Genomic DNA, 14082 nt, shown 5'->3' on the forward strand with positions numbered 1-14082 from the left:
TAGAAATAAAGTCAAGCACCCGATCTACTTACAAAATATATATTGACAAAGAATATTTTTTGAATATACTTTGCCCGTGGTTAAGAGATTTTTTTATATCTCATATAATACCGACCATCAGATAACGGTGGAGTCGGATAACTATTCTCTTTACCACACAACACGCACCTTCCAATTTAATCACTACTGGTATTGGCGCTTCCGGGCCCAATAAGGGTCAAAAAAACCTTTTTGGTCCCGGAAGTGCCACTAATCTAAGTAAATAATTCCATCATTTCAATACAATTTTAAAAGTAAAAATAAGAAAAGGAGGTAATATTATGATTATTACAATGTCTGTCCAGGCACAGGCTGAAGATATTGAAAGGGTCAGGAAAAAAATTGATGAGTTAGGTTATGAGACAAAACTCTTTCGCGGTGAGAAGAAAACCGTTATCCATGTCATCGGGGTTACCGACAGAGAAAAACTTGCCAAGGCAGTTGAGTCACTCGCCGGTGTTGAGAATTTAATTCCAATTTTGAGTCCTTATAAACTCGCCAGCAGGGAATTCCATCCTGAAGATACTGTTATTTCAATAAATGGGAAAAAGATCGGAGACAAGTCAATCGCGGTGATTGCTGGTCCGTGTGCAGTAGAATCAGAAGATATGATGATTGAAATTGCTATTGCTATCAAAGAAGCAGGCGCACAATTTTTAAGAGGTGGTGCATATAAACCACGCAGTTCGCCATACAGCTTTCACGGACTTGGTGAGAAAGGACTTGAGATACTCGCAAAGGCAAGGGAAAAGACCGGTTTATACATTGTAACAGAAGTTCTCTCTGAAATTGATGTTCCGCTGGTGTATAAATATGCCGATATACTACAAATCGGAGCGAGAAATATGCAAAATTTCCCATTGCTTAAAACTGTTGGCAGATTTAATAAACCAGTTTTATTAAAAAGGGGAATGTCTGCAACGATTGAAGAATGGCTCATGGCAGCAGAATACATACTTTCTGAAGGAAATCAAAATGTCATATTATGCGAAAGAGGAATCAGAACCTTTGAAACATATACACGAAACACCCTTGATATATCTGCTGTCCCCGTGATAAAACGCTTTTCTCATCTCCCAATAATTGTTGATCCCAGCCATTCATCTGGTGATTGGAGATATGTAAATGCCCTTGCCCGTGCAGGTATTGCTGCGGGAGCTGATGGAATTATTGTTGAGGTTCACCCTGATCCGGCAAATGCCCTTTCTGATGGAAAGCAGTCATTAAAACTTGAAGTATTCAAAGAACTTATGGAAGAGGTTAAAAAGATTACTTCGGTAATCGGGAGGACGTTATGAATAAAAATAGAATAAGAGTATATTTTCAGGGAACGAAAGGTGCATACAGTGAACTTGCAGCGAAAACCTATTTTGGCGACAGATTAGAAAGCCTTGGCTTACCACGATTTGAAGATTTAACCCTTGCTTTAAACGATGACCCTGAGGCATACGCAATATTGCCCATTGAAAATTCCCTTATGGGTAGTATACACAGAAACTATGATTTGCTTCTATCTAATGATATCTGGATTATAGCCGAAGTTGAACTAAAGATAACTTATAATCTTTTTGGACTCGGTTCTGAAGAAGATATAAAGGAAATCTGGTCCCACCCTGCAGTACTTGAGCAATGTAGAGAATTTATCTCAAAAAATTCCCTTTACAAAACTGTATCATTTTTTGATTCTGCCGGTGCCGCAGAAATTGTGGTAAAAGAAAGTAGAAAGGATATAGGTATAATCGCCGGTCCACAGGTCGGTTTTATCTATGGATTGAAAGCAATAAAACAGCATATAGAAGATAATTCAATGAATTTCACAAGATTTCTGATTCTTTCAAAACAAAAAAAGATTTATCCAGGAATAGATGCAAAATCTTCACTTGTCTTTGGTGTCAAAAATGAACCAGGAATTCTGTTTCGGTGTTTGAGTATATTTGCCCTGCGCAATATTGACCTTATGAAACTTGAATCAAGACCAATAATTGGAAAGCCGTGGGAGTATATCTTTTATATCGATCTTAAAGGAAGTATTGAAGACGAAAAAATTAAAAAGGCAATTGAAGTATTGCAGGACATCTCAATTTACTTCAAGTTTTTAGGTAGTTATCCAGTAATAAAGGAGGGCAATGATGAATCTCGTTGTCCATAGTTGTGAGAGTATTTCAGGGAAAATATCGGTCGGCGGAGATAAATCAATAACCCATCGGAGTCTGATTCTTGGGTCAATTGCCAGAGGAAGAACCGAGATAATTAATTATTCGTCGGGCAAAGATTGTATTTCAACATTAAATTGCCTTAAGTCATTGGGCGTAGCAATAAATTTAAGTAAAAGAAAGATTTCAATTGAGGGCAAAGGGTTGAATGGTCTCAAAGAACCCGAAAATATTCTTGATTGTGAAAATTCCGGTACAACAATGCGTCTTCTTGCAGGATTGTTATCGGCACAAAAGTTTTATTCTGTCCTCACCGGTGATGATTCATTGAGGAAAAGACCTATGGGAAGGGTAATTGAACCTTTAAAATTTATGGGCGCAAGGATTGAAAGCAGGAAAGGGAATTTTGCCCCGCTGAGTATAGTGGGCAATGAATTAAAGGGGATAGAATATACAATGCCGGTTGCCAGTGCCCAGGTGAAATCTTCATTGATGCTTGCGGGCTTATATGCAAAACCTAATACAATCATACATGAGCCAATTCCATCAAGGGATCATACTGAAAGATTATTTGAGTTTTTTGGAATAAAATTTATCAAAGTGAACAATAATATTGTAGTGCCCCCGACGAAAGTATTCTTCGGGAAAACCATATTAATTCCAAATGACATATCATCTGCTGCATTCTTTTTGATACTGGGCATTCTTTCTGCGGATAAACTTGTGCTCAAGGACACAGGAATAAATCCCATGCGCAGTGGTTTAATGGAGGTACTTAAAATTTCTGGAGCAAAAATTGATATAGAAAATCAAAAGAATTTTTGTAATGAGCCAGTTGCCGATATAGTTGTAAAAAGGCAGAACCTGAAACCATTTATTATTGCAGATGCAATGGTTCCCAAATTGATTGATGAAATTCCCGTGCTGGCGGTTCTGGCAACCCAGTTAGAGGGCAGGTCAATAATAAAAGATGCAAAAGAACTGCGTATCAAAGAGACTGACCGCATAAAGGCAATTGCGGGTGAATTGAAAAAATTTGGTGCAGATATAAAAGAGATAGAAGACGGATTGATAATAAATGGACCAACAAAGTTGCAAGGGACTGTATGTGATAGTTATAAAGACCATAGGATTGCTATGGCACTTACAATTGCGGGATTGATTGCAAAAGGTAGCACAATAATCAAGGACATCGATTGTATAAATATATCGTTTCCCGATTTTGTAAATATCTTAAAGGAGGTCTGTGGTGAGGAATTTATTCAACTTGATGATAAATGCCTATATTGAAAAATTCAATATATCGCCCTTGGAGGCATTTTCTCTTCTCTATGGACAGGATTCTTATGCATTTTTGTATGAATCGCTTGAACTCGGTGGAACTACTGGAAGATATTCTTTTCTTGGTGGAATACCAAAAATTATTTTTAAGGCAAAAAATGGTGTAATAAATTTAATGGCTTCTGATAGCAGAAAAACAAACTATGGAAATCCATTTCTATGTCTGCGGGATTTGTTAAAACTCAATAAAAAAATGACATATTTTGCCCCCCTTACCGGGGGCGCAGTAGGTTATGTTTCATACGATTCAATAAGATATATTGAAAAGATTCCTGATAAAAACCCTGATGAAATAAATATGCCCGATTTATTTTTTATCTTTCCTCAGGAATTCATTATATTTGACCATAAATACAAAATTGCGCGAATAATTATGTATTACAGAGATAGCACCCGTCTAAAATTCATTAAAGAAATTCTCCGTTCTAAACCAATGTTGAAAGATATCATTATGAAACCCAGCAGAAAAATAAAATACAATTCAAATTTTACTCCCCAGGAATTTCATAATATAGTAAAAAGAGCGAAGGATTATATCTTTGCTGGAGATATATTTCAAGTCGTGCTTTCGCAAAGATTTAAAACAAAGATATCCTCCTCGCCTTTTGCTATATATCGTGTATTGAGAATTACCAATCCTTCGCCCTATATGTATTATCTCAAACTCAATGATATAACGGTTTTGGGTTCTTCGCCGGAGATACTTATAAAATTAAAAAATAGAACCGCTATATCAAGGCCTCTTGCCGGAACAAAACCACGGGGTAGAGATAGTAAAGAAGATAAAAAACTGGAAAAGGAATTGCTAAAAGAGGATAAAGAAATTGCCGAGCACATAATGCTCGTTGATCTGGCAAGGAATGATTTAGGTAAAGTTTGTGAATACGGAACTGTTAAGCCGACTGCATTACTAAAAATAGAAAAGTATTCAAAGGTAATGCATATTGTATCAAATGTAACTGGCAGATTGCGGAATGATTGTGATATGATTGATCTTTTTATTTCATCTTTCCCTGCCGGCACAGTCTCGGGCGCACCAAAAATCAGGGCAATGGAAATAATTGATGAATTAGAACCGGTTAAAAGAGGATTATATGCAGGTGCAATTGGCTATTTTGATTTTAGTGGAAATATGGATTTTTGCATCGCAATTAGAACGATTATTATTAAAGAACATATTGCTTATATCCAAGGCGGCGCAGGAATTGTCGCCGATTCAATTCCTGAAAAAGAATATCTGGAGACAATAAATAAAACAGCAGCATTGAAATCAGCATTGGAGATGATATGATAATTTTGATTGACAATTATGATTCATTCGTCTATAATCTTGCCCAGTATTTAGGAGCAATGGGTGCAGAATTATCTGTTTTTCGGAATGATGAGGTGACAATAAAAAAGATAAAAAGAATGAAACCAAATTATATTTTTATCTCACCCGGTCCAAAAACACCCAAAGAGGCTGGAATGACCTGCCGTATAATTGAATATTTTGCAGGGAAAATTCCGATCTTTGGTGTTTGTCTTGGGCACCAGGCTATTGCTGAAGTATTTGGAGGAAAAATCACGAGGGCAAACAATGTTGTTCATGGAAAGGTATCTTTAATCTTTCACAACCGAAAAACAATCTTTCAGAAGATAAAAAATCCATTTTATGCAACCCGATATCATTCATTAATTGTGGACAAAGAATCCCTTCCTGATTGTCTTGAAATAACTGCCTGGACAATTGATGGTTTAGTAATGGGAATAAAACACAAAAATTATAGTGTTGAAGGTGTACAATTCCATCCTGAATCAATCTTAACAGAAAAGGGAAAAAGAATTTTAAAAAATTTCTTGATTAATTACAGAAATAATTATAAATCATAATAAAAGGAGGAAAGTTGCGAATCATTAAATACCAAGATTTAGATAAAGAAATTTCTGATTATCCGGTTGAAGATATTTTATTTGATGTTTATAAGATAATAAATGAAGTAAAAAAACACGGAAATGAGGCTGTGTATAAATATACAAAAAAATTTGATAAAGTTGCATTAACGAATTTCCGGGTCACGCCCAAAGATTTGAAAGACGCATATTGCAAAATTGATAAAGAATTAATGAGTGCAATCAAAATAGCGAAAATGAATATTGAAAATTTTTCTATTGCCCAGTTGAAACAGTTGAAGAATCTAAGAGTTAAGATCGCAAAGGGTGTTATTGCCGAGCAAAAAGTAATACCAATAAACAGGATAGGAATATATGTACCGGGTGGGAAATTTCCTTTAATCTCAACAGTGTTAATGTGTGGTATACCAGCAATAGTTGCGGGTGTTAAAGAGATAGTCCTCTGCTCTCCACCTGGATACAAAGGCTCAATCCACCCGGCAATACTTGCCACCGCAAAACTTTTAGGGATTAAGGAAATATATAAAATTGGTGGTATCCAGGCAATTGCTGCGCTTGCCTACGGGACAGAAACAATAAAACCTGTGGATAAAATATTTGGACCTGGTAATATCTATGTGGCAACTGCTAAGAAAATTGTTTACGGAGATGTAGGGATTGATTTCATTGCTGGGCCAACAGAAATCTTGATAATTGCCGATAGTTCTGCAAAACCAGAAATTATTGCTGCCGATTTGCTTGCTCAGGCAGAACATGATACAAACGCAATCCCAATTCTTGTTACTGATTCAAATAGTTTAGCGAAAAAAGTAAAAGAAGAATGCAAAAAACAAATGCATTTTCTAAGAACAAAAGAGATTGCTGAGAAATCAATCCAAAAAAATGGATTAATAATTATTGTAAAAAATTTAAACCAGGCGATTGATATTGCTAATAAAAAGGCACCGGAGCATCTGGAACTACAAATAAAAAATCCAACAAAGTATATCAAGAAATTAAAAAATTATGGCTCATTATTTGTTGGAAGATATTCAGCCGAGGCACTCGGTGATTATAGCAGTGGATTGAATCATACACTACCAACTGGTGGTTCAGCAAGATATACAGGTGGACTTCATATCAAGGATTTTTTAAAATTTCAGACGGTCCTGATTGTAGACAAAAATGGACTTAAAAAAATTGGTCCGAGCGCTGAAATGATTGCTAAAGCAGAAGGACTTTATGGGCATTTTAACTCAATAAAAATAAGAGAGAAGTATTGAAAGGATGCCCTTGATTTTTTGACGGAGATATATAGAATTATTATATGATTACAAATGTTCTTAGCCTTATACTCTTTACACTCACCATCAAATCATCAAATGGTGCGTACATTGGAGATGTGGTGTACACAGGAGGCACAAATCTTCAAACTGCCTCATTCAAACTTTATGACCAAGATGGGAATATGTTGTATCAGATTTTAAATCCTGAGGCAATCTCATTCTTCATTAGCAATTCTGGGGTGGTCTTTGCAACAAACGAGCAAAATCTTTATCTCTATAAGACCGATGGACAGATATTAAATTTGAAAAAATTGAATTATCCAAATGGCTTTGGGTTTTCACCTGATGGCACAATATTCTTTGCCTCAGACCGCGATGGGATGTATGCATACTCATTGTCAGGAAGTTTGGTTTACCAATTCAAACCAGGAAGATTGTTTGCCAGTACTGATATTGCACAAAAGGTGGCGGTTGTATCGAATGATACAATTGTTTATTATGAAAATGGAGAATTGAAATTTCAGAAGATACTTGAAAGTCCTTTTGTCCGCAGTCTGGAATTCTTTGACAATGATAAGATAATAAAAATTGAACTGCCTGATAAAGTAGAAAAGATAAAAATTGATGATATTTTGAATAAGGGGGATTAATGCTTTTACTTTTGTTATTCAGTGTTGGCTGGCCCCTTTCACCGCAGAATCAGGCACATCCCTTAGGTAATAACTGGGGTGAATTTCAGGACTACGGTGGAAGCCCATATATGCATCCAGGAATTGATGTAATGGGAATAACAGTGGGACGTCCTGTTTATGCGGTTCAAAGAGGAATAGTCAAGGCGTGGCTTACAACCCAGGCTGAACTTCACTGGCGTTTAGCAATTGCTGATACAAATATTTCTACAGATTCTGTTGAAGCATGGTTATATGCACATATTGACCCGAACCAGTATCATAAGAATGTAGGTGATGTAGTAAACGCTGGTGATTTAATTGGCTATCTGGTCCAATGGCCTATAACTGGTTTTGACCATTGCCATTTTGCACGGATTAAAGATATTGGCGCAACATGGAATACAGCGGATTGGGCATTTGTTAGAAATCCATTAGTCATAATTTCACCAAATACCGATACGGCAAAACCAGTCTTTGAAAATGCCTATGGTAATTATAAATTTGCAATCTGCAATAATAATACCAGTACATATTTAAACCCACCTACTGTTGTATCAGGAAATGTTGATATTATTGCGAAGATTTACGATAAAACTGGACTTCCATTGACTCAGAATCCAGTATGGGAAAAAATGATACCCATGCGTATAAGTTATGAAATTCACGGTCCCCAAAATGTTCCAGAAAGACTCTCCTTTTTGTTCAGAGGGTATTTATACTATACAAGCAATGTAGGTGTTGTATACAAGGATGATGCAGTCTGTAATACGCGCGGCGATTATGATTATCGTGATTTTTATTTCATTGTCACAAATACCGATGGAGATAGTCTGATTGAGGCTACTGATGCTAATTATTCCTGGAATACTACAGGATTTCCGCCGGGCAATTACTGGATTGTAGTTACTGCGTCTGATGCAGCAGGCAATACGACAAAGGATAGCATGATGGTTACAATTCCTGGGCAATATATTGCTGAAAATTCATCTGCAGTCATTAAAGCGAGCAATTTCGGGAATTTCATTAAAGAACTAAGCACTTTGTTCATTGAAAATGACGCAAGGTTATATGATATCAATGGTAGAACTGTGAATATCCAGACGAACCCTTCTGCAGGAGTGTATTTTTTAGTCTACAAAAAAGATGAGCAGGTACGTCATAAAAAGATAGTAATTGTTAAATAGAATTTTCTAAGTCTTGACTTAACAGAAATATTATGTAATATTATAGAGGGCAGACTTGAAGATTATGCCCTATATCAAATAACCATCTTCTACTGGGGGATCGTCTAATGGTAGGACGGTTGGCTCTGGACCAACTGATCGGGGTTCAAATCCCTGTCCCCCAGTCTTTTACAATATTTTAAATTCAAACTCGGGTTGATTTTTAAGTGTCGCCAGAACCGAGCAGTATTTATCCCTTGATAATTCAAATGACCTGACCAAGTCTTCGCGTTTGTAATCCCCTTTACATTCGATTTCATAAAATATCTTAACATATCTTCTTGGATGTTCAGGGTTCTTTTCACCCTTAAGAACCATTTTGAATGAATCAATCTTTCCACCTTTTTTTTGTAAAATCGCAACGATATCCATCCCCATACAGCCTGCGAGCGCAACGAGCAATAAATCCATTGGCTTAAACCCTTGACCAAAACCACCAGTTTCTGTATCAGTATCAACGATTATACTATGATTTTGTTGATCCTGGGCAGTAAATTGCAATCCTTTTTTATTCCAAGTTAAAGTTATCATTTTGCTCTCTCATATTATCAATAGACCCTATTCATTTATTAGGGTTTCAATCAGGTTTTCAAATTCCGGGAGAAAATCATCTGAATAACCTATCTGCGTTTTTCTTACATTTCCTTTTTTATCAATGAATAATGTGTGGGGAATTGAACGAACTCCGAATTTTTGAAAAACTTCATTATTTCCTAAAAGAATTGGATATGTTACATTATTTTCTTTTCTAAAAGTATCAAGCGTCTGCCGGTCTTCGGTGCTCACACCGAGGATTATCAATCCTTTATCTTTATATTTGTTATAAAAATTGACAAGATGTGGAACTTCTCTTTTGCACGGTGGGCACCAAGTTGCCCAGAAATCTACTATAACAACATTCCCTTTAAGTTTTGAAAGGGTGTATTCTTCGCCTTCAAGGGAATTCAGGGTGAAATCATTGCCTGTGGCAACTGGTTTACTTCCTGCTTTATTTGAACAAAAAATATGGAAGATTGCTAATGTTATTAACAGAAGTTTTATTGATTTTATCATTTTGCCCCCTTTGTTTTCTTGGTTTTTGTCCCAAGATATTTATTTAATCTTTTTAACAAAACTTCTTTTGTTATCGTTCCTATTATTCTCTCTTTTACAACACCGCCCTCAAATATAAGGATTGTAGGGATATTTTGAATATCGTATTCATTAGCGGTTTTTATTTCATTATCTACATTTACCTTACCGATATTTAATTTATCAGGATATTTCTTATCTATTTCTTCAATATATCGGGTCATTGTTATACAATTTGGGGACCAAATTGCCCAGAAATAAACTAAATAAGGAATTGGAGACTTTTCTACCTCCTGAAAAAAATCTATATCGGTGAGTTCTTTTATCATAGTTTAATTACCTCCTCTCAATGTTTCACGTGAAACATTAAAAATTTGACTTATAGCCTATTTTTATCATCCTGTTCAATTGCTGGTTTTTATTGCTATTATCAAGTAAATCCCTGAGTGCAAATTCAAAAAATACCTGTTCATAAAAAATAAATCTTATACCAGCGTTGAAATACCCTTTATTTTGATCCCTGGGGTCATTAAGATTGGGTGAATAATCAAGCATTAATTGTGTTGAACCTATTTTAAATTTTATTCCACAAAAAAGGTCTAGCCTTCCACCCCGTTCAAAACAATAATTTACACCAATATTTGGTGCAATCAGTAAATCAGGATATTCAAATTTTTCACCAATCTGTAGATATAATCCTTTTGACATAATATCATACCTTGATGAATCATATACCCCATATCCCTGATTATCAAATCCACATATTACAGTCGGAATCATCATGGTTTGTTCAAACGCAAGCAAACTTACCTGGATACCCGGTAATTTATAGAACCCCGGGTTCCCCGCACCAATGAGGTTTGATGCCCCATAGCTCAATCCAAAGGACAATCTATCAAATAAACCTAATGCACCATATCCAATTATCTCTCCACCAGGACCAAACCTCAATTGCAATCCATACTCCCCGTGATTCAAGAAATCTATATCAGGCTGGTCAACAAGATAAAATGAGAGCAAAAAGATAATTAACACCATATTACCTCCTTTTAAAATTTGCCTATTATTTTTAATGCATTGTTTCCAAAAAGTTCTTTGATTTTTGATAAAACCTCTGGTTTTGGGTTTATCTTTAAGCTTCTTGACCTGATATTTTTGAATCCATTTGAATCAGGAACCATAAACCATATTTCACATTCACCACGGTAATTATTAATTAATTCATAAAACGCCTTTAGTTTATCGGATTGAATTTCTGAAACCTTACACTCAATAAGTATTTTTTGGTAATAATTATAAACTTCGTTGAATGGGCAAATAAACTCAGCCTTTATTTTTTTCTTCTCTTCCTCTCCAAATACCGAACCCTTTATAATCAAAATATTATCTTCTTTTAATAAATTAATATACCGCTCAAACTGGTCAGCAAAGACAAAAACATCTATATTTCCTTCAAAATCTTCAATTGTGATAATGGCATACTCCCTGTTTTTCTTATCTTTTTTAATTCTTTTTGTACTCAAAACACCGCCTATGGTGATTGTTCTGCCATTTTCAAACCCGTTTACTTTGGAACAGGGTATTATACCTATGGTCTTAAATTCTTCTCTATATTTTTCCAATGGATGTTCCCGGAAATAAAAACCAAATGCCTCTTTTTCAAGGGCAAAAAAATCTATTTTTTCTTTTTTAACTGGCTCTTTTTTATTTTTATGATTATTTTTATGTTCTATTTCACCAAAAAGTGTTTCTTGAGATCCGCTCATTTCTTTTTCTGTTATTCTATCAAGTAATTTCTCAATATCAGGGTCAAGACTGGCAAAGGCACCGGATTTTATTAAAGATTCAAGGGCTTTTTTATTCAACCCCTTATTTCTGACCTGAAAATCCAAAAATGAGCGGAAGATACCCCTTGCCCTTTCTTTTACAATCGCATCGGCAACGGGTTTTCCCAGATTCTTTATTGCACCAAGCCCATATCTTATTTCCTTCCCCTCTTTAACAAAACCATAAAAACTTTTATTGATATCGGGTGGAAGGACCTCTATGCCAAAATTTCTCGCATCTTTTATAAGAATATTTATCCTATCGGTGTCGTTCATTTCACTATTTAGTGAACATAACATAAATTCAAGTGGGTGATGGGCTTTTAAATATGCCGTTTGATATGCAATCACTGCATAGGCAGTCGCATGGGATTTATTAAATCCATAACCAGCAAATGGTGCTATTTGATTAAATATCTTTTCTGCTGTTTCAACGGTAATTCCATTCTTTTCTGCCCCTTTTATAAACTTTTCCCTTATTTCTTGCATTAGTTCTGGAATTTTTTTTGCCATCGCCCTTCTGAGGTTATCTGCTTCAGATAAAGAGAATCCTGCGATTACCGAGGATATCTGCATTACCTGTTCTTGATAAAGGATTGTGCCATATGTCTCTCTCAGTATCGGCTCTAATTTTGGATGAAGATATACAATCTTTTCTGGATTCTTCTTATTTTCAATCAATTTTTGAATATTTACATTTCCCATGGGACCAGGACGGTACAATGCAATTATAGCAATTATATCCTCAAAGCACTCAGGTTGCATGCTTTTTAAGAGTTCCTGCATTCCATGACTTTCTAATTGGAATACGCCTATCGTCCGTCCCTCTTTTAACAATTTATATGTCTCATGATCTTTAAAGTCTATATCTTCTTTTTTTAGACCAACCATTTTTAAACATTCATCAATAACAGTAAGGGTCTTTAGACCGAGGATATCCATTTTTAATAATCCGATTGATTCAAGGGCATTTTTTTCGTATTGGGTGGAAATATCGCCTTTTTCTGGATTTCTATATAACGGGACATATTCGGTCAATTCCTTTGGTGTTATAACTACTCCTGCAGCATGGATTGATGGATGGCGTGCCAATCCTTCTAATTTTTTTGCTATTTCAATCAATTCTATATATTCTTTTTTTGAATTTATTAAAGTGGAAAATTCTTTGTTCTCTTCAAGAACCTGGACAATTTTTTTATTCGGTGGTATAAGCTTTGCTATCAAATCTACTTCGCTATAGGGTATTCCTAAAACCCTTGCGACATCCCTTACCACTGCCCGTGCCTGCATCGTTCCAAATGTGATGATTTGACTCACATTATTCACTCCATATCTCTTTTTAATATAATCTATCACCTCATCCCGTCTTGTATCACTAAAATCAACATCCACATCCGGCAGACTGATGCGTTCTGGATTCAAAAATCGTTCAAAAAGTAGATTAAATTGCAAAGGATTTACTTCTGTTATATCAAGTGCATATAAAACAAGACTACCGACTGCTGAACCCCTGCCCGGTCCCACGGGAATTCCATTTTCTTTTGCAAACTGGATTATATCACGAACGATCAAAAAATACCCTGTTAGACCCATTCTCTTTATCACCTTCAATTCATATTCAAGGCGGTTTTTTATCTCATCGTTCAATTGAGGAAATTTTTTTTCTATATTCTTATATGTTAAATCTTTTAAATAATCAAAATCAGATTCGTATTGTTCAGGCCTTGGAAAGCTCGGCAATTTTACATCCCTGCCCGATGTATCAATTAATAGATTACATCTTTCACCAATCAGCCATGTATTTGAGATTGCTTCTGGAAGATCATTGAACAAATCTGCCATTTCTTTTGGACTCCGGAAATATGCTTGATGAGTTTCAAATTTCAATCTTTCTTTGTCATTTATTGTCTTTTTGGTTCCTATACATAAAAGGACATCATGGGCTTTGTAATCATCCGCTGAAAAGTAATGGCAATCATTTGTAGCAACAATCGGTGCGTCATATCTCTGACTAAATTCCAAGAGTTTTTTTATAGTCTCTTCTTCATTTTTTAAGCCCAGTCTCATAATTTCAATATAGAAATTATCTTTACCAAATATCTCCTGATATTCCTGTAATGCATACTCTGCACCTTTTAAATCACCAATATTGATTCTATAGGGAATTTCACCCTTAAAACAACCTGATAAGGCGATTAGCCCTTCACGGTATGTCATCAACAATTCTTTATCTACCCTTGGTTTATAATAAAATCCCTCAAGATATGCAAAGGATGAAAGTTTTATCAAATTTCTATACCCTGTCTCATTTTCACATAAAAGGGTCAAATGAAATGATGATTCGGGAATTCTTGAATCCCTTGTCTGATCTTTCCTTGAACCAGTGGCAACATATGTTTCCATTCCAATAATTGGTTTGACACCCCTCTCCCTTGCGGTCTTATAAAATTCAATTGCACCAAAAAGATTACCATGGTCAGTTATTGCCAGTGCTTCCATTTCATATTTATGTGCAAGTTTTATGAGTTCTTCAATATTCATTGCTCCATCAAGCAAGGAATATTCGGTGTGATTATGGAGATGAATAAATGATTTCACTT

Annotated in this window: 13 protein-coding genes and 1 tRNA gene; 9 read left to right on the plus strand and 5 right to left on the minus strand. The window is 35.4% G+C overall.

Annotation, left to right across the window (positions count from 1 at the left end):
- The first annotated feature begins 320 nt into the window (after positions 1-320).
- From aroF to ABIL69_03300, 9 genes are all read left to right on the plus strand, one after another.
- Positions 321-1337: a 3-deoxy-7-phosphoheptulonate synthase gene (gene aroF / locus ABIL69_03260; GenBank protein ID MEO0123005.1), complete on the plus strand. Its 1017-nt coding sequence runs from the start codon at positions 321-323 to the stop codon at positions 1335-1337.
- Positions 1334-2188 carry a prephenate dehydratase domain-containing protein gene (locus tag ABIL69_03265; protein ID MEO0123006.1) on the plus strand — a complete coding sequence of 285 codons (855 nt, stop codon included), beginning with the start codon at positions 1334-1336 and terminating at the stop codon, positions 2186-2188. Before aroF ends, ABIL69_03265 begins: the two co-directional genes overlap by 4 nt.
- Positions 2169-3482 carry a 3-phosphoshikimate 1-carboxyvinyltransferase gene (aroA, locus tag ABIL69_03270; GenBank protein ID MEO0123007.1) on the plus strand — a complete coding sequence of 438 codons (1314 nt, stop codon included), beginning with the start codon at positions 2169-2171 and terminating at the stop codon, positions 3480-3482. The genes ABIL69_03265 and aroA overlap by 20 nt, the downstream gene beginning before the upstream one ends.
- Positions 3442-4824, plus strand: coding sequence for an anthranilate synthase component I (trpE, locus tag ABIL69_03275; protein MEO0123008.1), 1383 nt, complete (start codon positions 3442-3444; stop codon positions 4822-4824). Before aroA ends, trpE begins: the two co-directional genes overlap by 41 nt.
- Positions 4821-5405 (plus strand): aminodeoxychorismate/anthranilate synthase component II, encoded by a 585-nt coding sequence (locus ABIL69_03280; GenBank protein MEO0123009.1) that lies wholly within the window; start codon positions 4821-4823, stop codon positions 5403-5405. The genes trpE and ABIL69_03280 overlap by 4 nt, the downstream gene beginning before the upstream one ends.
- Before the next feature lie 14 nt (positions 5406-5419).
- Complete coding sequence (gene hisD / locus ABIL69_03285) at positions 5420-6688, plus strand: histidinol dehydrogenase (protein ID MEO0123010.1); 1269 nt, start codon at positions 5420-5422, stop codon at positions 6686-6688.
- Positions 6689-6732: 44 nt separating this feature from the next.
- Positions 6733-7341 (plus strand): hypothetical protein, encoded by a 609-nt coding sequence (locus ABIL69_03290; GenBank protein MEO0123011.1) that lies wholly within the window; start codon positions 6733-6735, stop codon positions 7339-7341.
- Positions 7341-8546: a hypothetical protein gene (locus ABIL69_03295; protein ID MEO0123012.1), complete on the plus strand. Its 1206-nt coding sequence runs from the start codon at positions 7341-7343 to the stop codon at positions 8544-8546. Before ABIL69_03290 ends, ABIL69_03295 begins: the two co-directional genes overlap by 1 nt.
- A 93-nt stretch (positions 8547-8639) precedes the next feature.
- Positions 8640-8710: transfer RNA gene (locus ABIL69_03300), tRNA-Gln, on the plus strand.
- A gap of 4 nt (positions 8711-8714) precedes the next feature.
- On the opposite strand, the gene ABIL69_03305 is transcribed toward ABIL69_03300, so the two are convergent.
- From ABIL69_03305 to dnaE, 5 genes are read right to left on the minus strand one after another with little or no spacing between them, the layout of a single operon-like run.
- Positions 8715-9116 (minus strand): OsmC family protein, encoded by a 402-nt coding sequence (locus ABIL69_03305; protein ID MEO0123013.1) that lies wholly within the window; start codon positions 9114-9116, stop codon positions 8715-8717.
- A gap of 27 nt (positions 9117-9143) precedes the next feature.
- Positions 9144-9638 (minus strand): TlpA disulfide reductase family protein, encoded by a 495-nt coding sequence (locus ABIL69_03310; GenBank protein MEO0123014.1) that lies wholly within the window; start codon positions 9636-9638, stop codon positions 9144-9146.
- A complete protein-coding gene (locus tag ABIL69_03315) occupies positions 9635-9985 on the minus strand; it encodes a thioredoxin domain-containing protein (protein MEO0123015.1) in 351 nt (116 codons plus the stop codon). The genes ABIL69_03310 and ABIL69_03315 overlap by 4 nt, the downstream gene beginning before the upstream one ends.
- A gap of 37 nt (positions 9986-10022) precedes the next feature.
- Entirely contained in the window at positions 10023-10694 is a 672-nt protein-coding gene (locus ABIL69_03320) for a hypothetical protein (GenBank protein ID MEO0123016.1), read from the minus strand.
- A gap of 11 nt (positions 10695-10705) precedes the next feature.
- Positions 10706-14080, minus strand: coding sequence for a DNA polymerase III subunit alpha (dnaE, locus tag ABIL69_03325; protein MEO0123017.1), 3375 nt, complete (start codon positions 14078-14080; stop codon positions 10706-10708).
- Positions 14081-14082: the final 2 nt, after the last annotated feature.

It is taken from the genome of candidate division WOR-3 bacterium, from assembly GCA_039802005.1.
Lineage (GTDB): Bacteria > Hydrothermota > Tepidihabitantia > SM23-42 > JAOAFX01 > JAOAFX01.